21 protein-coding genes are annotated in these 25,030 nt (G+C 50.8%); 20 read left to right on the top strand and 1 reads right to left on the bottom strand.

Going from position 1 to position 25,030, the window contains the following annotated elements; genetic code table 11:
• Positions 1 to 75: 75 nt before the first annotated feature.
• The 4 genes from KG631_RS10605 to KG631_RS10590 are packed head-to-tail and all read left to right on the top strand — an operon-like array spanning position 76 to position 3,381.
• A complete protein-coding gene (locus KG631_RS10605) occupies positions 76 to 861 on the top strand; it encodes an ABC transporter ATP-binding protein (RefSeq protein ID WP_213999688.1) in 786 nt (261 codons plus the stop codon).
• Entirely contained in the window at positions 858 to 1,844 is a 987-nt protein-coding gene (locus tag KG631_RS10600) for an iron ABC transporter permease (RefSeq protein ID WP_213999686.1), read from the top strand. The genes KG631_RS10605 and KG631_RS10600 overlap by 4 nt, the downstream gene beginning before the upstream one ends.
• A 2-nt stretch (positions 1,845 to 1,846) precedes the next feature.
• The gene (gene cobO / locus KG631_RS10595; protein ID WP_301003753.1) at positions 1,847 to 2,512 is read left to right on the top strand and encodes a cob(I)yrinic acid a,c-diamide adenosyltransferase; all 666 of its coding nucleotides are present in this window, start codon (positions 1,847 to 1,849) and stop codon (positions 2,510 to 2,512) included.
• A complete protein-coding gene (locus KG631_RS10590; protein WP_365868833.1) occupies positions 2,509 to 3,381 on the top strand; it encodes a cobalamin-binding protein in 873 nt (290 codons plus the stop codon). The genes cobO and KG631_RS10590 overlap by 4 nt, the downstream gene beginning before the upstream one ends.
• On the opposite strand, the gene KG631_RS10585 is transcribed toward KG631_RS10590, so the two are convergent.
• Positions 3,378 to 5,438: a serine/threonine-protein kinase gene (locus tag KG631_RS10585; RefSeq protein ID WP_213999684.1), complete on the bottom strand. Its 2,061-nt coding sequence runs from the start codon at positions 5,436 to 5,438 to the stop codon at positions 3,378 to 3,380. The genes KG631_RS10590 and KG631_RS10585 overlap by 4 nt on opposite strands.
• A 352-nt stretch (positions 5,439 to 5,790) precedes the next feature.
• Here KG631_RS10585 and tagH point away from each other — a divergent pair, with 352 nt between their 5' ends.
• The 16 genes from tagH to KG631_RS10505 all read left to right on the top strand — a co-directional run.
• Positions 5,791 to 7,101, top strand: a complete 1,311-nt coding sequence (gene tagH / locus KG631_RS10580) for a type VI secretion system-associated FHA domain protein TagH (protein WP_213999682.1) — start codon at positions 5,791 to 5,793, stop codon at positions 7,099 to 7,101.
• Between the two features lie 22 nt (positions 7,102 to 7,123).
• Positions 7,124 to 7,609, top strand: coding sequence for a type VI secretion system lipoprotein TssJ (gene tssJ, locus KG631_RS10575; RefSeq protein ID WP_213999680.1), 486 nt, complete (start codon positions 7,124 to 7,126; stop codon positions 7,607 to 7,609).
• Between the two features lie 30 nt (positions 7,610 to 7,639).
• The gene (tssK, locus tag KG631_RS10570; protein ID WP_213999677.1) at positions 7,640 to 8,968 is read left to right on the top strand and encodes a type VI secretion system baseplate subunit TssK; all 1,329 of its coding nucleotides are present in this window, start codon (positions 7,640 to 7,642) and stop codon (positions 8,966 to 8,968) included.
• Positions 8,969 to 8,987: 19 nt separating this feature from the next.
• Positions 8,988 to 10,316 (top strand): type VI secretion system protein TssL, long form, encoded by a 1,329-nt coding sequence (tssL, locus tag KG631_RS10565; RefSeq protein WP_213999675.1) that lies wholly within the window; start codon positions 8,988 to 8,990, stop codon positions 10,314 to 10,316.
• A 24-nt stretch (positions 10,317 to 10,340) separates the two neighbouring features.
• Positions 10,341 to 13,886: a type VI secretion system membrane subunit TssM gene (gene tssM, locus KG631_RS10560; RefSeq protein ID WP_213999672.1), complete on the top strand. Its 3,546-nt coding sequence runs from the start codon at positions 10,341 to 10,343 to the stop codon at positions 13,884 to 13,886.
• Positions 13,868 to 14,596, top strand: a complete 729-nt coding sequence (tagF, locus tag KG631_RS10555) for a type VI secretion system-associated protein TagF (RefSeq protein WP_213999670.1) — start codon at positions 13,868 to 13,870, stop codon at positions 14,594 to 14,596. The genes tssM and tagF overlap by 19 nt, the downstream gene beginning before the upstream one ends.
• 19 nt (positions 14,597 to 14,615) lie before the next feature.
• Positions 14,616 to 15,386 carry a protein phosphatase 2C domain-containing protein gene (locus KG631_RS10550; RefSeq protein ID WP_213999668.1) on the top strand — a complete coding sequence of 257 codons (771 nt, stop codon included), beginning with the start codon at positions 14,616 to 14,618 and terminating at the stop codon, positions 15,384 to 15,386.
• Between the two features lie 78 nt (positions 15,387 to 15,464).
• Positions 15,465 to 16,556, top strand: coding sequence for a type VI secretion system protein TssA (gene tssA / locus KG631_RS10545; RefSeq protein ID WP_213999666.1), 1,092 nt, complete (start codon positions 15,465 to 15,467; stop codon positions 16,554 to 16,556).
• Positions 16,557 to 16,613: 57 nt separating this feature from the next.
• A complete protein-coding gene (tssB, locus tag KG631_RS10540; protein ID WP_097109783.1) occupies positions 16,614 to 17,114 on the top strand; it encodes a type VI secretion system contractile sheath small subunit in 501 nt (166 codons plus the stop codon).
• A 1-nt stretch (position 17,115) separates the two neighbouring features.
• Positions 17,116 to 18,609, top strand: a complete 1,494-nt coding sequence (gene tssC, locus KG631_RS10535) for a type VI secretion system contractile sheath large subunit (RefSeq protein WP_213999663.1) — start codon at positions 17,116 to 17,118, stop codon at positions 18,607 to 18,609.
• Positions 18,610 to 18,664: 55 nt separating this feature from the next.
• Entirely contained in the window at positions 18,665 to 20,200 is a 1,536-nt protein-coding gene (gene tssC, locus KG631_RS10530) for a type VI secretion system contractile sheath large subunit (protein WP_213994645.1), read from the top strand.
• A gap of 10 nt (positions 20,201 to 20,210) precedes the next feature.
• Positions 20,211 to 21,047: a type VI secretion system accessory protein TagJ gene (locus tag KG631_RS10525; RefSeq protein WP_213994644.1), complete on the top strand. Its 837-nt coding sequence runs from the start codon at positions 20,211 to 20,213 to the stop codon at positions 21,045 to 21,047.
• 5 nt (positions 21,048 to 21,052) lie between these two features.
• A complete protein-coding gene (tssE, locus tag KG631_RS10520) occupies positions 21,053 to 21,541 on the top strand; it encodes a type VI secretion system baseplate subunit TssE (RefSeq protein WP_213994643.1) in 489 nt (162 codons plus the stop codon).
• Complete coding sequence (tssF, locus tag KG631_RS10515) at positions 21,541 to 23,373, top strand: type VI secretion system baseplate subunit TssF (RefSeq protein ID WP_213999661.1); 1,833 nt, start codon at positions 21,541 to 21,543, stop codon at positions 23,371 to 23,373. The genes tssE and tssF overlap by 1 nt, the downstream gene beginning before the upstream one ends.
• A gap of 24 nt (positions 23,374 to 23,397) precedes the next feature.
• Positions 23,398 to 24,393 (top strand): type VI secretion system baseplate subunit TssG, encoded by a 996-nt coding sequence (gene tssG, locus KG631_RS10510; protein WP_213994641.1) that lies wholly within the window; start codon positions 23,398 to 23,400, stop codon positions 24,391 to 24,393.
• A 20-nt stretch (positions 24,394 to 24,413) separates the two neighbouring features.
• Positions 24,414 to 25,030, top strand: a 617-nt coding sequence (locus KG631_RS10505; RefSeq protein WP_301003752.1) for a Clp protease N-terminal domain-containing protein, incomplete at its 3' end; no start/stop codon positions are given.

Below are 25,030 nucleotides of genomic sequence, written 5' to 3'. Positions count from 1 at the left end.
TAGTACAATAAGACTCAGACACTGCCGGCTTTTTGCCGGCAGTGTTGTTTCATCCGCATAATTCAGGAGCTGCGTTTGCCCCCGGCGTTGTTACGACTTAATCAGGCTGCACTAATGATTGATAGTCAATCGATAGTGGCGCCAGTTAGCTTCAGCGCTAATAAAGGTGATTTTATTGGCATTATCGGCCCCAATGGTGCCGGTAAAAGCAGTTTGTTAAAACTGATTAATGGCACCCAGCCATTAAGCGCTGGCGATATTCTGTTGCAGCAGCGCTCCTTAAGCAAATTAACTGCCCGCCAGCGAGCCTGTAAAATAGCCAGTGTCAGCCAGGTTAGCCCACCGGTGTTTGCTCTGACGGTCTATCAGGTGGCCGCTATGGGACTATTGCCGCACAAGGGCTGGTTTGCTGGCAATACCAGCGAAGATGAACAACAGATAAAGCTGGCATTAAGCCAACTTGGCTTGCAGCACAAAGCGCAGGCGCTGGTAGAAACCTTGTCGGGTGGCGAGTTACAACGGTTATATCTGGCCAGAGCGCTGGTGCAGCAAGCCGAGCTATTGCTATTGGATGAGCCCACTAATCACCTGGATGTATTGTATCAGCATCAGATCCTGCAACTTAGCCGTGGCCTGGGGAAAACCGTGCTGGCCTGCCTGCACGACCTTAATTTAGCCGCGCGTTACTGTGATAAAATTGCGCTGTTACATCAGGGACAATTACTGGCTTTTGGCAGCCCCGAGCAGGTGCTGACGGCAGAGCAGCTAAGCCCGGTGTTTCAGTTACCCTGTGAGGTTAGCCAGCATCCGGTTCATGGTAAGTTGCAGATCACTTTTTTTGCCAGTGGGAGCAAGCTATGAAACAGCAACTGATTCTGGCATGGCTGTTACTGGCACTACTACTAAGCGGTCTGCTGAGCCTGACCATCGGTAGTGCCAGCTTAACGTTGGCTGATGTTTGGCAGGCCCTGTTGGGCAGCCAGCAAAACCCGCTGGCCAGTACTATTATCTGGCAGGTGCGGCTGCCGCGCTTACTGTGCGCGATGTTGGTTGGTGCCGGGTTAGCGATAGCCGGCGCGGTACTGCAAAATGCCAGCCGTAACCCATTGGCTGATCCCTATTTATTTGGCTTAATGGCAGGTGCAGGCCTGGGTGCCAGTATCGCCAGTATTTTATTACCAGCCCATATGTTAAGCCTGGCTGTTGCCGCGTTTCTGGGGGCATTATTTGCGGTAGCGCTGGTATTTCTGGTGTGTATGGGCCGGCAGTGGCGAAAAATTGAAATGACCTTGCTGGCCGGCGTGGCCGTGTCTTTTATGCTAAGTGCTATCAGCAGTTTTATTTTGTATTTTGCAGAACCCTTTGCTGCCAATAAGGTGATTTTCTGGCTGATGGGCAGTTTAAGTCGCACCGACTGGGGCAGTGTTGCTTTAATTGCGCCGGCAGTCAGTGTCTTGTTGCTGGTTGCACTGATGTTACGCCGGCAGCTTGATGCCTTGTTACTGAGCGATGAAAGCGCGCAGACGCTGGGCGTAAACCCAACCCGGTTGCGTTTTATATTGCTGTTGCTTACCGCGCTGGTTACCGCCTGTATAGTAGCGCAGTGCGGCGGTATTGCCTTTGTCGGGTTAATGATCCCGCATCTGGTACGGTATTTTGTCGGCGTTACTGCTGTACCGTTGTTGCTGGGTTGTACAGTATTTGGCGCCTTATTTCTGGTCTGGATAGATAATCTGGCCCGTAGTGCCTTGCTGAACCAGGAGATCCCGCTGGGGATTATTACCTCGGTACTCGGCAGTGTGTTTTTTCTGGTAATTATGCGCCAACGCAGGAGTGCAGCTTAGCAATGACTGACAACAACGGAACAGATAACAACGAGGCCTCTAGCAACGGGGTTAACAGCACCGCTGAAAATGAGCAAATACGCCAACAGCGGCATAAACAGCGGCAACAAAAGTTACAACAACAAGTACAACAGGGTATTGCTAAAGCCACCGTTGAAAAAGGCCTGTTACTGGTTATTACCGGCAATGGTAAAGGTAAATCCACCTCAGGTTTTGGCACTGTTGCCCGAGCCGTTGGCCATGGCCTGAAGGCGGCCGTGGTGCAGTTTATTAAAGGCAGCTGGGACTGTGGTGAGCGAAATTTACTTGAGCAGCATCAGGTGGAGTTTGCCGTTATGGCCACCGGTTTTACCTGGGACACCCAGGATAAAGCCGCTGATATAGCTGCTGCTGAACAGGTATGGGCAAGGGCAGAACAAATGCTGGCCGACCCGGCTCTTGACCTGGTACTACTGGATGAACTGACTTATATGGTGAGCTATCACTACATTGAACTGGAACGGATTGTCCGGGCGCTGCAAAACCGGCCATCTGGCCAGCACGTGGTGATTACCGGCCGCTCCTGTCACCGTACCCTGGTTGAGATGGCTGATACCGTCAGCGAAGTGCAGGTTGTAAAACATGCCTTTGACGCCGGCATTAAAGCGCAGCGGGGTATTGACTGGTGATTAAGCTGTGGCAGGGGGCACTCGTACTGGCAATTTTACTGGTACCGGTGCTGGCAGTGCCGGTATCAGTAATAGCGGCGGAGCCGCAGGAACGGAATGGCCAGCCAGTGCCGGCCAAACGAATTGTCGCCCTGGCACCGCATATTACCGAACTGCTGTACGCTATTGGCGCCGGTGAGCAATTAGTAGCGGTCAGTGCTTACAGTGATTACCCGGCTGCTGCCCGTGAATTGCCAGAGGTAGCCAATTATGCCGGTATCAACCTTGAGGCCATTCTGGCCTTGCAGCCCGATTTGGTTATCGCCTGGAAAACCGGCAATGTTGCTACCGATATCAGCCGCTTACAGCAGTTTGGGATTAATGTTGCGTTCTCTGATCCGCTGTTAATCAGCGATATAGCCACTGAGCTGCGCTATCTGGGGCAACTAACCGGTCATCAGCAACAGGCCGATGCCCTGGCAGAAAATTTTGAACAACAACTAACGGCTATTCAGACGGAGTATAAAACGAAAGCCAGGCTGCCGGTCTTTTTCAGTATGGGCACCGAGCCGCTGACGTCAGTCGCAAACCAGGCCTGGCCCGCACAGGCTATCCGGTTGTGTGCAGCTGATAACATTATGGATGAGACGCTGGGTGATTACCCGCAGCCGGGCATAGAACAGGTGTTGCAGGCACAGCCGCAAGTCATAATTCAGGCAACGGCCGGTGCCACGCCGGCAGATACCAGTTTCTGGCAAGCGTATCAGGTGATACCGGCGGTAGAGCGCAACCAGTTTATTGTAGTTGATGCAGATTTACTGTACCGCACCAGCCCCCGCACCTTGCAGGGGATCAGGCAGTTGTGCCAGGGGCTGGATCGCTTTCGTTAACTATTAATGCTGCTCATCAGGGTATTGGCCCGGCGCATTAAGCGCTCAGCGTTACGCACCTGATTAGTTTTTAACAGTTCACCCGATAAGGTCAGATACTTGTCGGCCAGTTGTCGTTTTAAACTCACCAGCAAACTAAAGTCAGCCGGTAACTGGCTGCTGTAAAGCTCATATTGCTTGTAGATAGTGTCAGTCTCCCGCGCAGAGCGGCTGATGGTTAACTCTTCGCTAAGCTGATCAAAGGTTTGCTGATAAAACACCGCGGCTTCCTGATGAGGAAAGGGCAGTGGAGTCGCTGATTCTTTAGCACTGTGGTAAGCCGCCATAGCTGCGACAGCCGTTTGCAGCTGCTCACCGCGTAGCAGTAACTCCCGGGTTGGTTCGCTGCCGGCAAAAACATGCTTGCCAGCTTTTATCAAGACATGCAAAGCCTGGGCATTATGCTCTCGGCTGGCATCGGCAAATGCGCGCTGGTATGCGCCAATTTCAGCCTCATCCGGCACTATGCTGTAGTTTTGGTCTATCCGTTTAATATCTTCAACAATATTATATATATCGGTTTGTGCTGGATCAGACTGGTATTGCTGGTTAACCAACAAAGTGTTCAGTTGATTTCGCAGCACATCAAGTGCGGTTTGCTTGCTACGGTTCATGCTACTGGCAATATCTGCCAGATAAAGAGAATCGGGATATAAGCTGCGGGCCCGGTCCAGCAAGTGTTCAATTTGCGGGTAATCCGGGTAATTATAACGCCGGTCACTGATTACGGTATCAATCTGCTGCTCAAAATAGGCCAGCAGTTTATCAGACTGCAAACGCAGTAAACCTGAGCGTATTATGGGTTCGGCAGTTTCCAGGGTAGAGAAAGCCTCCAGAAATTCGGCTGGTTCACTGTCTGCCAGTGCCAAGTAGTCATTGTATTGTTGCTGTTGCTGCTGTTGTTGCTGTTGCAGTGTCACCAGTTGCTGTTGCTGCTGACTGTGTAAATGCCACAAACCACCCGCAGCCAGCACGGCAATACAGGCTGCTGTTGCCGCTGGCCAGTAGCGACGGTTCAGGGCATGTAGTAGCTGCGCAATAGTGGTGTTGCGGCTGCTGCTGTCGAAGCGTAGCGCTTTTTTTAAAGCCAGCCACTGCAGCGGGTTTAAATGAGCTGGTTTATTAGCCCGTTTTTGCTGTTGGGCGGCTTTGTCAGCAGGGATCCGTTCAAACGGATGTTTGCTCGTCAGCAGTTCATAGCTGATACATCCAAATGAAAAAGTGTCATCAGCAACGGACGGTGTTTTACCTGCCAGCAAGTCTATGCTGGCGTAGGCCGGGGTGTAACCACTTAACGCTGCTGCGGGGTTGTGTTGCTCTGCAGCATAAATGTCATGATTAAGTTGCAGGGTATGAGCCACACCAAAATCCAGTACCTTTAACTGGCCACTGCGGTTCAGCATAATATTTGCCGGTTTTAAATCGGCGTGTACTATGCCCTTACTGTGAGCGTATGCCAGAGCCGCACCTAACTGATCCAGCAATTTAATGGCAGCATTAAGCGGCAGGCCTTTGGGTTTGTAGCGTTTAATCACCTGATCCAGACTTTCACCATCCAGAAACTCCATTACAATAAAATAACGGTCCTGCTCACAATCAACATCAAATACCCTGACAATATTAGGATGCGACAGTTGCTGGGTTCTGTGGGCCTCCTGCAACAACAATTGTAATGCTTCCGGCTGGCTGACGAACTGAGGTTGCAGTACTTTAATCGCGACCTGACTGTCAGCAACGCCGGCGTCAGCTAAAAAGGTATCCCGCGCCCGGTAGATATCACTCATACCACCAGAGCCAATTTTTGATTCCAGCAGATAGCGCTGCTTAATGGTTTTGCCCGTTAAATCGCTTGACGTTGCTGCTGTTGCGGCGGTCTGGTTGGGCCGGGCAAAACGGGTTTTCTCATTGTCATCACTGAGGTTAGTTGAGGTACTCTCAATACAAGTGACAGAACTAACATTGCTAATACCGGCCGTTGTGTGATCAGCTGGTGTGGTTTTATCGGCGGTATCGGACATCTCAGTGGTTACCTTCTGGTTTATTGCTCTAGTCGCTGCACAGCTGTCACTTCCTTATTACTTATATGCCCGTTTACAACTAAGCAGGCATTGTAAATAGACTGTCTTTACAAATAAGTGACAAATTAACTGTTTGCATTAGCTAAGCTACGTCTGGCAGTGACTTTACAGCTGTCATGTAGTGTTTAATGTCCGGCTATTTTAGCTTTAGATGAAAAAACATCAAGCATAATTGCATTTATGTAAACAAGATATATATTGACATGGTTCTTTTTAGACACTAATCTTTGCCGCTGCAACTTTTGTTAAATTAAATGTAGTTAAGTAATGCAATGCTGGCAGGGAGTGTTAAGTGAGTCAGACGGATATGTTACTGGAACTGACGGTGTTAAGTTATCACCGCTTATCACCACGTCAGGTAGCGGTGAAACGCTTTGACGGCAGCGGCGGTACCCTTGGCCGGGCAGAGCATGCTGATTGGCATTTACCGGATCCGGAACGGGTGGTATCCAGTATTCATGGCCAGGTAAGTTATAACGCTAACAGCTTCTGGATAACGGACAGTTCAACCAATGGTTTGTTTGTTAACCGCTCGGTAACCCCGCTTGGCAATGGCCAGAAGCACTTGCTGGTCGATGGCGATTTATTATGTCTTGGCGATTATGAAATTAAAGTCGCTATTATTTCTGCTTCAGACCACAACGCTATCGATATTCCGACACACGCTGATGCCTGCGTATCCGCTCAGGGATTACCTGTCAGTGACTTAGCCATGGCTGATTATGTTAATGACAGCGGAGCCGGCCCGGTAGCAGCTGGCATGGCAACAGTTGGTATATCGGTTGTGGACAGTCTGGTACGCCAGGATAACGACGTGCTGGCACAGAACGATATGATGAGTGAAAGCTTTGCGCCGCCGCAAAGCCTGATCCCCGATGACTGGCAACCGCAATGGCAACCGCACACTTTACCTGATGAACCGCTCAATCTGGCAACGCCAGAGATGAAACCTGATACTGCTGCCCGAGCGCTGGAGCCTGTTTCTCAGAGCCAATCAGCCAATGCTGAGCAGTGTTTGCAGGCGTTTCTCAGTGCGTTGAACGTACCCGCTCCCGCAGAGCAGCAATTACAGAATCCGGTTTGGTGGGGCCAGTTAGGCGAAGCATTGCAGGCGTCATTGCATGGCATTATTGATGTGATGCGCTCGCGTTCAGAGATGAAAAATACCCTGCGGGTAAACCAGACTACCTTTCAGCAGCGGGAAAATAACCCGCTGAAATTTTCTGCCAGCGTCAGTGAGGCGTTTCACAACTTATTTAACCACAATGCCAGCAGCTTTATGGGGCCGCGCCAGGCCATTACCGCAGCTTTTGCCGATATCAGCCAGCATGAGGCCGCTATTGTCGCAGGTGCTGCAGGCGCTATGCAGGGATTACTGGCTCAGCTGACTCCTGAATTGATTGAGCAACGGGATTTTGGCTCCAGTTTTATTGATAAAGTGAACCCGGCTCAGCGCTACTGCCGCTACTGGAATTTATATCAGGCGTTACATCAGGAGCTCCTAAGTGAGGTGACGCGCACTGCAAAGGGTGGGGTAAATGATGACTTTATCCATGCCTATGAACACTATTTAGCCAACCCGGCTAAAAATAACCAAAAATGACAGAGCAATGGAGTTGTCACTTATGAAACGGATCTACCTGCTGGTATTAGTCATGTTAACTACAACCTTGTTAGCTGGCTGTCAGGCTGTCTATTCAACTTTTCCACCATCCACCACCCTCCATTTCAGGGTAGCTGATGATATTAACCCCGATGCCGACGAGCGGCCGTCACCGGTGATTATAAGAGTATACGAACTGGCATCAAAAACGGTATTTGAAAACCAGGATTTTTTTGCACTGTATGATGACCCGGAGCAGACGCTGCGCACCGATTTACTGAAAATTGATGAACTGGTATTCGAACCAGGCCAGCGTACCGAATACAAAATGACGTTGTTACCGACCACCAAGGCAGTTGCGGTGATTGCGGCTTATCGTGATATTGAAGGCGCGCGCTGGCGTGCCGTGGTTGACGTAAAGCCAACCGGTTATGACGACTTTTACGTCTATGTAGACAAGCTTGCCGTGTATATCCGTGAACATGATTTGGAGCGGCCAGCCCGCTAGCAGCGGCAGTTAGCCCGGAGTAATAAGCTAATGAGTGAATTCAGTAAAATTGCCTGGTCAGAGGGCATGTTTTTACGGCCGCAACACTTTCAGCAGCATGAACGTCATTTGCAGTACAGTCAGCAAAGCCGCCAGTCGCAGCTGGCGCCATTTTGCTGGGGAGTTTATGACTACCAACTGGACAGTCAGTGTTTAAAATTCAGTCAGTTTGGCCTGACCAGTCTGCGCGGTATTTTACCTGACGGTACCTTGCTTGATTTACCTGATATTGAACCCTTACCAGCACCGCTGAGCATTGCCAAGGGCTGTCGCGACCAGCAGGTATATTTATGTCTGGCCGTCGATAAAGTGAATGGTCTTAACATTGCTGAGCAGCAAAGCAGCCAGATAACCCGTTTTCAATTTGCAGATCATAACCTTACTGATACCAGTTTGGCCGAGGCTTCAGTCGAGACGCTGCAATTAGCCAGGCTGCGGCTGATGCTAAAGCTGGAGAGTGATGATCGAAGTGGTTTTGTTGGTTTTGCCATCGCCAGAGTAAGAGAAGTGACCGAGCAGGGCGAGGTTAAACTGGATGATAAGTTCATACCGCCTGTGCTTAATGTGCAACGAAATCCAACCTTAAAAGCACTGATTAACGAGTCTTTAGGCATGCTTAATCAGCGGGCGCAGGCGTTAAGTGGCCGGATAAGCAAAGGCCAGGGAACCAGCAGCTCTATTGCCGACTTTCTGATGTTGCAGGTACTTAATCGGTATGAGCCGCTGTTAAAACACTGGCAACAAGTTGATGGCAGTAATCCGCTGAGCTTTTACCAATTGATGGTATCCATGCTGGGAGAGCTGGCAACCTTTACCAGCAAGGAAAAAAGGCCGCCTGAATTCCCGGCTTATGTCCATGATGAGCTGACCATGGTTTTTGGTAACTTAGCGGTCATTATGAATCAGACACTGAGTGTGGTGCTGGAGCAAACGGCCCAGGCTTTGCCGCTGGAGCAGGCTAAATTTGGCATTTTAGTATCACCACTAACCGATAAAACCCTGCTGGAATACGCCCAGTTTGTGTTGGCGGTAAGTGCCGATTTACCAGCAGAAGATATCCGCAAACATTTGCCGGCCAGACTGAAAATTGGCCCGGTTGAACATATTCGCGAATTGGTTAATAACCAGTTACCCGGTATCGCAGTAACCGGTTTGCCGGTTGCACCCAGACAAGTGCCTTATCACGCCGGTTACCACTATTTCCAGCTGGATAAAAGCAGCATTTACTGGCAGCGGCTGGCGAACAGTGGCGCCCTGGCATTGCATTTGTCGGGCAATTATCCCGGCTTAAAGCTGGAACTCTGGGCAATTAAAGCCTGATTAACAGGGATGGAAGGCAATGTCTGATCAAACCATTATGAAACCGCGACCAGGGGGGCGCAGCAGCCGGCCCGAGGCCAGTCCCAGCATAGCTGTGCGTCCTGTCGCCCTGGGCAACGCCAGTGTAGATAATGATAAAACCCGGATTGCTACCGGTAATCGCAGTACTCTCAGCGGGCAGGGGCCGCAAACGTTATCTGTCAGTGACAACGTGCTGGTTGATGAAGCCGCGGTATTGTTTTCGCTGGTGGCGCCCATTCGCAGTACTGCCAGCCACAACGATGTCAATGGCTTGAAAAAACAGTGTGTTAATCTGATTACCCAGTACGAGCAACGCTTGCGCAGTAAAGGCATAGCAGCTGAGGTTATTGAGCAGGCCCGTTATACCCTGTGCTGTTTTATTGATGAAGTTGTCCTGAATACCAGCTGGGGTGGTAACAGCGACTGGGCGACAGAGAGCTTGTTATCTACCTTTCACAATGAAACCTTTGGTGGCGAGTACTTTTTTACCTTGCTGGAAAACGCGATTAACCAGAGTGGGCATAACCTGATGCTGCTGGAGTTGCAGTATTTATGCCTGTCCTTTGGTTTTGTTGGCAAAATGCGGGTTGAAGATCGCGGTTTTGAAAAACTGGAGCTGATTAAAGACCGCGCTTATAAGGCCATTCGCAGCCAACGAGGAGAGCCTGCGCGGGAGTTATCTCCGAAATGGCAAAGTGATGTGGTGCAGTCGGGGGCACTGGAGACCAGGCTGCCGCTGTGGGTATTGTGCTCCGTGGTAGCCGCATTGTTGCTTGGCGTTTATATGTATCTTAATTATCAGGTTAACAATTACTCTGACCAGGTGCACCGCGACTTGAACGCACTGGTGAACTGGCAACCTGACTCGGTATCAGGTCAGAGTGGCCAAATTCATCAGCAAGCGGTCCGCTTACAGCAGCTACTACAAACCGAAATCCGCCGCGACATGTTGCAGGTTATTGAGCTGCCTGATCGGGTACGGATCCGGGTGGGTTTACATCATTTATTCACACCGGGTGGCGTCACTATAAATGAGAGCTTTCAGCCGGTTATCAGCAAAATTGCCCGGGCGTTAGAAGGCACTGACGGCCGTATCCTGGTTAGCGGCTTCACCGATGACTTGCCAATTTTTACCAGCAAATACCCGTCAAACTGGCACTTGTCGCTGGCCAGAGCCAATGCCATGGCTGATACGCTGGCAACCGGTGGGCAGCTGCATGGCCGGTTGTGGCCGGAAGGACGTGGTGAAGCCGATCCGATAGCACCAAACGATTCGGCAGAGAACCGCGCTCTGAACCGGCGTGTTGAAATAGACTTGTTAGAGTAATAGCGTAGTTCAAGGGTTAGGTTTATGAAAATTAAGGGATTTTTTCAATCATTACATCGTGCTCTGACAGCCGGTTGGGTTATTACCTTACTAGGACTAACTGCGCTGGCATTATTGATTTGGTTTGGTGGGCCGTTAGTGGCTATCGCCGGCATGGAGCCCTTGGCCAGCAGTACTGCCAGGCTGGTGACCTTACTGGTGATTGCATTGATTTGGGGGGCCAGCCATTACATTCGTGGTATGCAGGAAGACCGCTCAAACAAGCAGGCAGTAGATACCTTACTTAATGGCGATGATCAACAGCAGCAGGATGCAATGGCCAAACGGGATATTGAAATACTGCGCAGCCGGATGCAAAAAGCGCTGGATATTCTAAAGCATGCTCGTTTTAGCAAAGCGCGCGACATTTACCAGCTACCCTGGTACATGCTGATTGGTCCACCAGGCTCCGGCAAAACCACCGCTTTGCAACAGTCCGGGCTGGAGTTTCCGTTAAAAGAACAAATGGGAGTTGACGCCATTGAAGGCATTGGTGGTACCCGGCAGTGCGACTGGTGGTTTACTGATCAGGCAGTATTAATTGATACTGCCGGACGTTACACCACCCAGGACAGTCATGCCCAGCAGGATGCGACGGCCTGGCAGGGCTTTCTCGGGTTGTTGCGAAAGCACCGGCCACGCCGGCCAATAAACGGGGTAATAGTGTTTGTCAGCCTGGCTGACTTACTAAACCAAACCCGGACTGAGCGTAACTTACACGCCAGAGCGATAAAACAACGGGTGCAGGAGTTACAGAACCAGCTTGGCATGACTTTTCCGGTCTATGTAATGTTCACCAAAGCCGATTTAATTGCCGGCTTCTCGGAGTTCTTTGATGATTTAGCACCAGAAGACCGGGAACAGGTGTGGGGAACCACCTTTGCGCTGGCAGCAGAAAATGAAGAAAAAGGTGTCGTTGCCCAGTTTAATAAAGAGTTTCACGCCATTATTAACCGGCTGCATCAACGATTGTATAGTCGGTTGCAAACTGAACGTGAACAACAGAGCCGGGCAGCTATATACGAGTTCCCCCGCCAGCTGCGGTTAATTCAAAGCGCGGCGGATGATTTTTTAAAAGAAATTTTTGCTCCTAATCCGTTCGAGAAAGCCACTATGTTGCGCGGGGTCTATATTGCCAGCGCAACCCAACAAGGCCAGCCGATAGATCGGGTCGTGGCCCAGCTTGGCGGCAATTTTGGCCTGGCTGAACCGCCACTGCGCCGCCATACCGGCGAAGGTAAAAGTTTCTTTCTGAAACGGTTTTTTGAGCAAATTGTTATACCGGAGCGTGAACTGGCCTCGGTTAACCTGCAGCATAAAGCCAAACATCGCTGGATCAGGCACGGTACCCTAGCCGCGACGGCAGTGGCGTCGGTCTGGTTACTCAGTGCCTGGACGTCCAGCTACAACTGGAACCGGCAGCTGGTAGATGAGGTTGCCGTGTCGTTGCAGCACTATCAGAGCCTTGAGCAAGAGCAAGCACAGCAATCAATGCTGCAGCTGAATGAGCAGCTCAATGTGTTGCGGGATATGCCGGCAGGCTATGCCGGGTTACTACCGGCCGATGGCCCGAAAAACCTCGGGCTTTATCAGGGTGATAAGCTGGGGCAATCTGCTAAAACGGCTTATCAGCGTGCACTGTATGCCGATTTTATGCCGTTTTTACTGCAAAGTTTAATTACTGAAATGCAGCAGCATGCCGACCATCGTGACTACTTATATGAAACGTTAAAAACCTACCTGATGATTTTCCAGCCGGCACAGTTTGAGACAGAGCAGGTGCAGGCCTGGTTTGCTCAGTACACCGAGCGTATGTTACCGGCCGAAATTAATCAGCCGCTCAGACTGTCCCTGCAAAGCCACCTGGATGCCTTGTTACAGGCCGGTATTCAGGGCGCCAGTTATGATGAGGTGGTGGTGGCTGCTACCCGCGACCTCCTGATGACGGTACCACTGGCTGAACGTGCTTATCAGCGGATCCGTACTGAGCTGATGGAGAGTCATATTCCTGATTTTCGGTTGTCTGATGTGCTGGCGACCGACAGTGTCACCTTATTCAGCAGGCGCAGCGGTAAACCACTGCGTCAGGGGATCCCGGGTTTGTATACCTATCAGGGTTTTCATGGGGTGTTTAATATTGAAAAACGCCGGATCATTCGCCAGTTAATGGCTGACAGCTGGGTGTATGGTGATGACATGGAAGGTGCCAGCGAGCAAAGCCCCCCTGATTTGTCTGCCCAGGTAACCATGCGTTATATGCGGGACTATGTCTACTTATGGCAAGAGCTGTTAAACGATATTGAGTTGCAGCCCATAACAAATGTTGAGCAGGGCCTGGCCCAGACCAAGATCCTGGCAGGGCCGGAGCAACCGATCCAGAATATTATTAAAGCAGCCCAACAGAACCTGAGGCTAACCCAGTTACCTGAGTCTGCCGAGCTGGATATGGCGGCCGATGTTGCCGGCAAAGTAGCAAAAACCCAGTTTTCCAGCCAAACCACCCGTTTAAACCGGGTACTGCCGGATGAGATGCCAGACGTCAGCCGCAGCCTACCTGGCAAGGAAGTTGAGGCCGCATTTTCGGCGCTGTTGGCAATTGAACCGACCCAGCTGGAGCAGATAGGCCAGACCACACGGCGTTACTATGAATATCTGGAGCGGTTATATGTGCCGGGTGGCAGGGCACGGCAGGCTTATGCTAACCAGCTGAACTCACAGGAAGGTAATGAGCTGGACGTGGCGCTGCGCCGGTTACGCAGTGAAGTACCGGCACCGTTCAGTACCTGGTTGGGCAATATTTCCAGCGACACCGCGCAGCTATTTGCCAGCGGCAGTCGCCAGCATATAAATGAAGCCTGGCAAGGTAAAGTATTAACCGAGTATCGCGGTGCAATTGCCGGTCGCTACCCGCTAGACCGGCGGGCCAGTGAAGATATTAAGCTACGCGATTTTGAGCGGTTCTTTGGTTATGGCGGTACCCTGGATAGCTTCTTCAAAGATTACTTAAGCCCCTTTGTTAATACCAGCCGCACCCAATGGACCTTTAAAAAAGATATTGGTCTGGATGCCGGTGTGCTTAAAACCTTCCAGCGTGCCCAGCGTATTCGCAGCACCTTCTTTGAAGAGGGTAGTCAGAAGTTAAAAGTGGGTTTTAGCTTAAAACCACTATTTCTGGACCGGCATATTACCCATCTGATGCTGGATATAGACGGCCAGGAACTGTCTTACCGGCATGGTCCAACCCGTTCCAGCCAGTTCTACTGGCCAGGTGATCGCAATAAGCTGCAAACCCGGCTGGTGTTTACCCCGGCAAATGCCGGCTTGTCTGCCAATGCCAGTTATGCAGGGGAGTGGTCCTGGTTTCGTTTACTGGATGAACTGACCCGGGAGCGACCACAAACCCGCGCCGACAAAGTGCTGCATCTGGCAGTGCAGGGCAACAAAGCACGGCTGGAATTAGTACCCGATACGGTAAATACCCCGTTCTGGAGCAACGAGCTGGAGGCCTTTTCATGTCCGGCCAGTCTGTAGTAAAAAGCGCGGCGGTGCAGGTAGGGATATGTGGCAAAGTTGCCAGCCAGGGTGATTTTCTGGCCCAGAGCCTGGAGGTAGCATTTGTTGATAGCTGGAATGAATGGCTACAAGCTGTACTGGCGGTTAGCCGGGAACAACTGGGTGCAGCCTGGCTGGAAACTTACTTAACCAGCCCGGTATGGCATTTCGCGCTATCACCCGGGGTATGTGGCGATCTGGCGATGGCAGGCACGCTGATGCCCTCGGTCGATCAGGTTGGCCGTCATTATCCTTTTACCCTGGCCGCTGAACTGGCGGTGACACCGGTACAGGCATGGCAGGAAAATGGCTGGTGTGACAGCCTGGAGCAGCAGGCCCTGGCTACGTTAGATGAAGGATTTCATTTGCAGCAATGGTTGTCAGATCTGGACAGGCTGTCAATAGCCTGGCCTGAGGCGAAACGGCTGACGGTCAGTCAGAGTAACAACGAAGCGATTCGTCAGGCCTGGACCATCAGCGCAAGTCAGCCACTGGATAGCCTGGCGCTGTTACATCAAAGTTATCTGCAACAATTCCCCCGGTATTGCCTCTGGTGGACCACAGGGTCCGAGCACGTCGCGCCCTGCTTGCTGGTAACGTCTGGGTTACCACAGGTAAGCCAGTATGCAGCGATGCTGGATGGCGACTGGTCCCGCTGGAACTGGCAGCAAAAACATATTCAATATTAATCCGGACGGTTTCAGTTCTATGCAAATTGCATTTCATGCGCAAAGCCATAAAGGCCTGGTAAGAAAACTTAACGAAGATGCCTGCCTGGCACTACCCGAGGCTGGCGTTTGGGCAGTAGCTGATGGCATGGGGGGCCATGCTGCCGGTGATGTCGCCAGCCAGATGGTGATGGATATGTTAAAAACTCTGGTGGACAGTGCCGGCACGGCGCTAAGTCCGGCCATGTTAAGTCAGGCGCTGCAAAATGCCAATAAGGCGCTGGTGCAATACAGCAAGCAACAATTACTTGGTTCGATGGCGGGTTCGACGGTAGTGGTGTTGTTTATTCAGCAAGACCGCTACCATTTATTGTGGGCTGGTGACAGTCGCTGCTACTTACTTCGCAACAATAAACTCCGGCAACTAAGTCATGATCACAGCCAGGTAAATGAAATGGTAGCTCAGGGCTTACTGGCCGCAAGTGAGGCAGAAAGCCATGAATTGGCCAACGTCATTACCCGGGCGGTGGGGGTGGATAGCGAACTGGAGGTTGCTGTCTGCGCAGATGAATGTCAACCAGGTGATTTGTTTTTACTGTGCACTGATGGTTTAACAAAAGAGCTGCCAGATCATGAAATTCATCAGTATTTACAACATGATGATATTGCTGATGCCAGCAAAGCTTTGTTGCATTCTACATTGGTAGCGGGCGCAAAAGACAATGTCACCAGTATTTTGGTTAAGTTGCAAAGTATAAGTAATGTTAATTTAATTGATAAAACTATACCGTTAAAACTAAAAAATGTATAAATATAGTTTGCATTGTTGTTATTTGGTGAACTATAAAGTAACATATTTTGCTGTTAGTAGATTTAATGGTTAATTGTGATGGATCGCAGTGAATTAATAGATTTCGAGTTGTTAACTAAACCCGTAGCGGCGCAAGCAGTGGCGGGTATCGATCCACGTAGCGATATTTCACCTACCTCGCAGTATTACAGCTTAAAAGACGTACGTAGTCAGGCTCGTGCCAACGAGCGGGCGATGTTATTTGAAGATGATGATTTTCAATCACTGGTGCTGGACTGGCGCCCCCTGGCTCAGGCCCTGCCAGCTATTCTGACCAACCAGAGTAAAGATCTTGAATATGCCGCCTGGTTGATTGAAGCCTGGTGCCGGACTGAAGGCTTTGCTGGTTTGGCAGCCGGATTCAAAGCAACCCGGCTGTTGATTGAGCATTTTTGGCCGGATCTCTATCCCTTGCCAGATGACGAAGGCATGGAAGCCCGGATTGCACCGTTAATTGGTCTGAACGGCTATGAAGGCGACGGTGCCCTTATTACCCCTATCCTAAGTATTCCGCTGACCGAAGTGACCTCCGTCGGCTGTTTTGCCTGCTGGCAATATGTCAGGGCAGCAGAATTATCCAGAAAAGATGAGACAAAGCAGAAGCAACGCGCTGATGCCGGTATTGCCAACCTGGAACAAATTCAACAAGCGGTGCAGGAAACTCCGGCAAGCTTTTATCAGCAGCTTTGCAATGATATTCAGCTAGCTATTGCTGAATTTAAATTGCTGTCTGATGCCATGGATGCGGCGATGGCAGGTGAGCCCCAGCCAACAACCGCGATTAGCAAAGCCATGCAAAAATGCCTTGATGCGGTGACATATCTGGCGGCAGACAAGCTGAAAGTAGCGGGCGACAGTCCGGCAGAAGTCAGTGCTGAAGGGACTACTACCAATCTTAATCCCGCCAGTGTCGATGAGCAGTTGCAGTCCAGACAGCAGGTTATTCGCTCATTGCAGCATGCTGTCGAGTTTTTTCGAAAGACAGAACCTCATTCGCCAATGTCGTATGCGCTTGAGCAGGTGATCCGCTGGAGTGATCTCACTTTACCGGAGCTGTTGCAGGAGTTGATTGACGATAGTAATACCCGAAACAGTTATTTTCGTCTGGCGGGGATACCGCAGACTAAGTAGTGCAACCGGCCAGCGTTGCCTGCGCGGCCACGACAGACAAATATTAGGAGAGAGTAAATGGAAAGTATTCACAGCAAGTTGTCACGGGTGCGCAAACCCCGAGTCCACATTACATATGATGTAGAGACTGAAGGTAACGCCGTCAAAAAAGAACTGCCTTTTGTCGTTGGGGTAATGGGAGATTTTGCCGGCCACAATACTCAGGCGCTAAAGCCACTTAAAGATCGTCGTTTTGTCCAGATTGACCGGGATAATTTTGACGAAGTGTTAAAGCGGATGAACCCGAAGCTTAATTTTAAAGTGGAAAATAAGCTGGCCGGTGATGGCAGTGAGTTTGCGGTGGATTTGGAATTTAAATCGATGCAGGACTTTGAACCCGCGGCTATTGTCCGTCAGGTAGAGCCACTGGAAAAACTAATGGCTACCCGCAATAAACTGCGCGATTTAATGACAAAAATCGACCGCTCTGAAGATCTGGAGAATATCCTGGAACGGGTACTTAACAGTGATGCTGACCTGCAACAGCTGGCGCAGGAACTGAATTTAGAGGACAAATAACATGAGTACGGAAGCCTTAGCACAAAGCCATGACAGCAGCAGTACTGAATTAGCATCGCTACTGGATCAGGCAATTGGCGCCACCAAACAAACAGACGCTTCACGCGCTGAAGAGCTTATTCGCACCCTGACCGAAGAAGCGATGAGTGGCACGGTTAGCTGGAATAAAAACCTGACCGTTACTTTTAATGAAGCCATCAACCGCTTAGATTCTCTGATTTCTGATCAGCTGGCGGCCATTATGCACGCTGAAGACTTTCAGAAGTTAGAAGGCAGCTGGCGTGGTCTGAATCATCTGGTAACCAACTCTGAGACCGGTAGCTCATTAAAAATCCGCATGATCAGCATGAGCAAAAAAGAGCTGTACAAAGATTTAAGTAAAGCGGTGGAGTTTGACCAGAGCCAGACCTTCAAAAAAGTCTATGAGACGGAATTTGGTACACCGGGCGGCGAACCTTATGGCGCGATAATCGGTGATTATGAGTTTACCAATCATCCGGAAGACATCGAAACCCTGACCTATATGTCAAATGTTTCTGCGGCCGGTTTCTGTCCGTTCTTATCGAGTGCTTCACCTGCACTGTTTGGTTTTGATGAATGGACAGAGCTTTCCAAGCCTCGCGATTTAGAAAAGATTTTTGAGTCACTGGAATATACCAAATGGCGCTCGTTCCGGGACAGCGATGATTCCCGCTTTGTTACTCTGAGCATGCCACGGGTATTGGCACGGCTGCCTTACGGTAGTTCTACCGCACCGGTAGAGGAATTCGGCTATGAAGAGTTTGAATTAGATGCGCAGAAAGCCGTGGCGAAAAACACCAACCATAACCACTACTGCTGGATGAACGCCGCTTATGTGCTGGGCAGCCGGCTGACTAACGCCTTTGCCCAATATGGCTTTTGTACGGCTATTCGTGGTGCAGAAGGCGGCGGTAAGGTTGAAGGCCTGCCGTCACACATCTTTATGAGTGATGATGGTGATCCGGACTTAAAGTGCCCGACTGAAATCGGCATTACCGATCGGCGTGAAGCAGAGCTTGGCAAAATGGGCTTTTTACCACTGTGTCATTACAAGAATACTGACTACGCGGTGTTTTTCGGTGCGCAAACAGCGCAGAAACCGAAAAAATACGAGAGCCCGGAAGCCACTGCAAACGCGGCCATTTCTGCCCGCTTGCCTTATTTAATGGCAACGTCACGTTTTGCTCATTACTTAAAAGTACTGGCCCGTGACAAGATCGGTAGCTTTATGGAAGCAGAAGATGTCGAAGTATGGCTGAACCGCTGGATCCTGACTTATGTCAACGCCTCTGAAGGCAGTGGCCAGGAAGTACGCGCCCGTTATCCGCTGGCAGATGCCAAGGTCCAGGTGCGTGAGATCCCGGGACGGCCGGGCTCTTACAATGCGGTGGCCTGGTTACGACCATGGCTGCAACTGGAAGAGCTGTCTACGTCGTTACGTTTAGTCGCTAAAATTCCGGAAATGGGTAGCTAAGCCAGCATCAGCTGCGAGTGCGCAGTTGGTTGGCAGAAGTAAGGACGGACAAGTCATGGTTGACGCAGTTAATTTTGTTGCTGATACGGTCTTTGATATTACAGAAGACCACCGGCCTTGTCCGTCTTATGCCAGCTATGAGCGCAAAGGCTTACTCAGCCGGTTTTTACGTGAGGCCGATCCGTTAAAAGCAGTGCTGTTCTGGCTGCAACATATTGAAAGCCGTCCCTGTGTCGGGGCGGCTTTTGTTACGCCAATATTGGGGCGGGCTATCGCGGAAATTGACAGCCTGATTAACCAGCAGCTCAATACTATATTGCATCATCCTGTACTACAGGAGCTTGAAGCCAGCTGGCGCGGTTTACTGTATTTAACCGAGCAGGCAGAGCGCTTCGACCGTGAGCAAAAAGTAAAAGTGAAATTAATTTCTCTGTCCTGGCCGGAGCTAAGTAAGGATATTAACCGGGCTATAGATTTTGACCAGAGTGATTTTTTCAAACTGATTTACGACAACGAATTTGATATGGCCGGCGGTGAGCCTTTTGGGGTGTTGATTGGAGATTATCAAATCAGCCATAAAATCCGCCGCGGCCAGAGCATTAATGATCTTGATACCTTAAAAGAGGTTGCCCGTACCGCCGCAGCGGCATTTGCGCCTTTTATAACCGCGGCTCATCCGTCATTGTTTGGCGTCGATCATTTCTCAGAGCTTGGCCAGGTGGCGGATATCGCCAGCCAGTTTAAACAGCCGGAATATGTAAAGTGGCGGGCGCTGCGTAATATGGAAGATGCCCGCTTTTTGGGTTTGGTTCTACCCCAGGTGCTGATGCGACCGCCCTATAAAGATGATGGCAGCCGTAGTGAAGGCTTTGTGTTTAAAGAGCAGTTTAACCGGCCACAGCGTGACTATTTGTGGGGTAATGCGGCCTGGGCGTTTGCTGGAGTATTGGTGCGGGCATACAGCGAGTCGGGCTGGTTCGGTCAAATCCGTGGCATGAAAGCCGGCCATTATAATTTTGGGCTGGTGACTCATTTGCCCGTCAGCCAGTATGAAACTGAAAAATATCAACCATTTAATAAACCATCAGTAAATTTACTGGTGGGGCATCGCTTCGAAGCCGCGCTATCAGATGCCGGTTTTGTGCCGCTGTCGGCAGTGCCTTACAGCGATTTTTATGCGTTTTACAATAATGCTTCGGTGCAGGAAGCGAAAGCCTACGATAGAACCTTATCCACTGTTAACGCCCGCTTGTCTGCCATGTTGCAGTACATCTTATGTGTGGCCCGTTTTGCCCATTATATCAAGGTGATTGGTCGCGATAAGGTGGGGGGGTATGTCTCAGCTGAGGAGTGTGAGCAGGAATTACAACGCTGGCTGCACAACTATACCACGGCTTCAGAGGATGCGTCTTATGAGGTCAGAGCGCGCCGGCCACTGCGGGAAGCGCGGATCAAGGTGAAAGAGAAGCGGGGACAGCCGGGCCGCTATTATTCAGTAATCCAGCTGCAGCCGCATTTCCAGCTGGATCAGATGGTGACATCAGTAAAATTAGTCGCGGAGTTGTCTCCGAAACAAAAGGCGTCTGCCTGAGGGATCTTTTATGCAAAAACTAAATTCGTTAATCAGTAGTGGCCAGTTGCAGCAGGCAATGGAGCATGCTCTGACTGTATTGCGGGATGACCCGCTAAATGCCCAGATGCGTGCAGTCTATGTTGAGCTGTTGTGCATTGCCGGTGAGCTGGATAAAGCCGATGCGCAGCTGGACATGATTGTACGCCAGCATCCGGATTTTTTATTAGGTGCTGTCAACGTCCGGCAATTAATTCGGGCCGAAACTGCCCGGCGGGATTTTTACCAGGGCGGCATGACCGCGACTTTGTTTGGTGAGCCGGCGCCAATGTTCAGTGCCTTGCTTAAATTACGCTTAGCAATGCACGAGCAGGATATCAGCACAGCGGCACTGGCTGCTGAGGAAATGGAGCAGTTACGGCCAGAAGTAGCTGTCGAACAGCGCGGCCAGCGGTATAGCGATATTCGTGACCTTGACGATAGCTTGGGCGGTTATCTGGAGTTGTTCGGCACTGACGGTAAATACTATCTGGCTGGCTTTGAGCAAATTGCCAGTTTAAAGCTTCATCCACCAAAAAGCTTGCTAGACACCATCTGGCGCCGGGTTGATATCAGTATTATTGATGGCCCGCAGGGCGAGGCATTTTTACCGCTGATCTACGTTGGCAACAGCGCTGATAACGACACTGATCCGGCTATCCAGCTTGGCCGGGTAACCGATTGGCATGAGCACGATGCCAGGCTGATAACCGGCAGTGGCCAGAAGATGGTATTGCTTGGTGAGCAGGCAGTGGCACTGGGTGATTTGCTGGAGCTGGACATTCTGAATGAAGCCAGCCTGGCTGCGACGCCGGCGATGGCTGAGTAACCACAATGAAAGTGCATCAGAAGCAGGCGTTACAGATGTCGCTGCTTGACCGGCTGATTGACGATGCACCCGGTCAGAAAGATCCGGGCCGGCAACGCCGTGGTTTCGATTTAAAAGCCTTGCGACAAAGCGTGCGGCGAGATTTAGAAAACCTGCTCAACACCCGGGTGCAGTGGCATGTCTGGCCCGAAAGCTATGCTGAATTGCCACAAAGCTTGCTGAATTACGGCCTGCCAGATTTCTCGGTGATGGTAGTTGATTCCATTGAAGGTCGCCAGCAGTTATGCCGGGCGGTAGAGCAGTGTATCCGGCGTTTTGAGCCTCGTTTCGTTGAGGTCGACGTGTCATTACCCGACGAGCAGCAAAGTATTGAACGGGTATTGCGGTTGCGAATACAAGCACTGTTATACGCTGACCCGGAGCCGGAACATATTATGTTTGATTCTGAAGTAGAGCCAGTTCACCTGGGGCTGACCATCAGGGATTATCAGTAATGAATGATGAGTTGTTGAAGTATTACAATCGTGAACTGACGTTTATCCGCCGGATGGGGGCAGAGTATGCCGAGAAATACCCAAAAATAGCCGGCCGGCTACGGATCAGCGAAGAGACAGTAGAGGACCCGCATGTATCGCGGTTAATCGAGGCTTTTTCGCTGTTAACTGCTCAGATCCGGCAAAAACTGGATGACAGCTTCCCCGAATTAACCGATGCCTTACTTGGCCAGATGTACCCGGACTATCAGGCGCCAATTCCATCAGTATCGGTACTGAAACTGGTCAGTCAAAATTTGTCGACCTCTGGAATCAGGGTTAAACGCGGTACTGAATTTGAAACCCGGGCGGAGGGGTTAAAACCCTGTACCTTTCAAAGTTGTTACGACACCGATATCTGGCCATTGGAAGTGGTGCAGGCCGAGTTTAAAAATGCGCCTTTCCATGCGCCTAAACCACCGGCCAGTCAGACCGCGAAGGCGCTATTGAAACTCAGCTTAGCTTGCGAGTTTGATAACACGTCGCTGCAGGAGTTGGCAGTAGGTAAGTTGCGGTTTTATCTTAACGGCCAGCGCCACCATGTTTACAAGTTGTTTGAGCTTATTCTGCGCCATGTGATCAGTATCGGCGTGGCGCCAGCGGGGCAACCCGAGCAGATGCGCTTTTTACAGCCACGGCATATTCAGGCCGTCGGCTTTGCCGATGATGAGCAGGTGGTGCCCTACAGCCAGCGAAGTTTTGCTGGCTACCGCTTAATAATAGAGCAATTTTTATGTCCGGAAAAGTTTCTGTTTTTTGCTTTAACCGATCTGGACCCGGACTGGCCTGGTGTCGCCGATAAAGTAGATTTTTATTTCTATCTGGCCGAGGGGGCAGATGAACTGGAGCGCCATGTCACGGCTGACAGTGTGCTGCTTGGATGCACCCCGGTCATTAACTTATTTAAGCAGAAACTGGAGCCGGTGAAGCTGGAGTCTGCCCAGTATGAATACCGGCTGGTGCCTCGTTATCTGGATGCAGATGTTTGTGAAGTCGTACAGGTGCAGCAGGTACAGGCATTTGACCCGCAAGGTAATGAAGTCACGCTTAACCCTTATTATAGTCAGGGCCATCCTGACTACCTGCAGCAGCAACAGTTATTCTGGCACACCCGGCGCGAATTTGTCGATTGGGCAGGGGGATATGCCGAAGCTGGCACCGAAGTGTATTTATCCATTATTGACCGCCTCTTTAAAGGGGTGAGTAATAATGATGAGCAGCAAAACTGGGTAATCCAGGTTAATGCATTGTGCAGTAACCGTAACCAGCCCGCATACTTGCCCTTTGGTGGCGGCGAACCGGGGTTTGCCATCAGCAAACATGCTGATGTGATTAAATCGGTGCGCTGTCTGATCGCACCGACTATGAGTATCCGGCCGGCATTAGCAGAGAGCAGCCGCTGGCAGCTGGTAAATCATCTTACCCTGAATCATTTCAGCGGGGAGCAGGCGCTAAAGGTGTTGCAGGAAACTCTGAAACTATACGATTTTCGCTGTACACCAGAGTCCAAAGCGCTGATTGACGGTATTACCGGGTTAACCCTGAGCAGTGGCTCTGCCAGGGTTAACCAGCAAGGGCGGATTGCGGTATGCAGCGGTACCGAGATTTTGCTGGAATTCAGCCAGTCTGCCTATGCTGGTAGTAATGTGTACTTTTTTGCCAATATCCTCGATGCATTTTTTGCCCAGTACGCCAGTATCAACAGCTATACCCGCTTGACAGTAAAACTGAAGGAACACGAACAGATTTATCATCGCTGGCCGGCCAGAGTAGGCAGCAGGGTACTGTTGTGAGTATAAAATTGTGAGCGTGAACTTATGAGTTTAGCAGCTTTAGTGGCCAGCCCGGCGGACTATGATTTTTACCAGGCCGTGTATCAGGTAGAACGCCAGCTTAGCGCTGAGCAGAAGCAATGGCATGGCGTTGGCCGTGATGCCTTCCCCGCGGCCGAGTTAGTGCGGTTTAAGGCAGAGCAACATCTGGGCTTTGCCGGGCAACCCATAAATAAAGCCAATTCCCGCACCAACAGTGATGACAAACTGGCGCTGGAGCTGTACGTCAGCTTTCTGGGGTTAACCGGGCCCAGTGGCGTGCTGCCGCAGCACTACACCGAAATGGTGCTGCAGCGGTTGAAACAGCGCGACGGCGCAATGCGTGATTTCTACGATATGTTCAATCATCGGCTGATTTCGCTGTATTACCGGGCCTGGGAAAAATACCGCTTTGCCTGTCAGTATGAAATTGCCGATGGCGTAAACGATCCGTTCAGTAAGTTGTTGCAACAGCTTACCGGCTGTCAGGATAACCTGGGCTTGTACTACGCGGGAGCCTTCAGTCAGCGTAATCGTCCGGCTCAGTTTCTGCAGCAAATATTGACCGACCTGCTTGGTGCAAATAGCCGGGTGGTCTCGTTATCAGGGCGTTGGTTAGCAGTTGACGCTACTGAGCAAAGCCGGCTTAGTGGCCGCACCTTACCAGAGGGCCAGAATGGCGCGTTGGGTCAGACCACCATGCTGGGACAACGGGTATGGGATGTCAGCTCTGCGCTGGTGATTGAAGTCGATGCCCCGGCAGCAAAATTGCCCGCTTTGTTACCCGGCGGTAACCGTTATCAGCTCATTCAGCAGATTGTCAGCCGTTATCTCGACCCTCATTTGCAGGTTCGGCTGGTGATCAAGGGTAAACAACAGGACTTTGCCTGTACCCGCCTGGCCAGCCGGCAAACTGCGCTTGGCCGCGGTAGCCGGTTAAGTATCCGCGCTGCAATATCGCAGCATCCCGCTCAGGTTGGTTTTCAACTGGGCCGGCTTTAATTAATGCACAGGAAGCATGTATGTCGACAAGTTCTCTGAAAAGTCTGGTAGAAAAACTCAATAGCGACTGTAAGCAGGCATTGGAGGCCGCTACAGCACGTTGTCAGTCGCGCAGCCACTATACGGTGGAAATTGAGCATTGGCTGGATGCCTTAGTGCAGCGTGACAGTGCCGATTTTAATTTACTGTTTCGCAGCTTTGCCATCGATACTGACAAGCTGCAGCAGCAACTGCAGCAGGCGTTAGAGCAACTGAAAACCGGCAATAACTCGCTGCCAGGGATTTCGGTGCAACTGATCAGCTGGTTAAAAGCTACCTGGCTTAATACCACTATTGAATTTGGTGACCGGCAAATTCGCAGCGCTTACTTATTATACACCTTGTTACAGGATGAAAGCCTGGCTGGCCTGGTACTGCGCCGTATTCCGGAGCTGGATAAAGTTAACCCGGCAGAATTATTGCGGGTCTGGCCCAATCTGGCGGCGCAGTCAGCAGAGCAGAGTGATGCGCCGACTAATACAGGTGCAAAACAGGGTGGCAAAACGCCGGCGCTGGATCAATTTACTATTGATTTAACTGCTCAGGCGCGAGCCGGTAAAATTGACCTATTGTCGGCTACGAGATCCCTGTGCCCCCG

Origin of the sequence: Arsukibacterium sp. (assembly GCF_018402695.1) — a bacterium.
Classification (GTDB): domain Bacteria; phylum Pseudomonadota; class Gammaproteobacteria; order Enterobacterales; family Alteromonadaceae; genus Alishewanella.
Note: the sequence above shows the minus strand (reverse complement) of the source record. Positions and strands in the feature narration are given on the sequence as shown.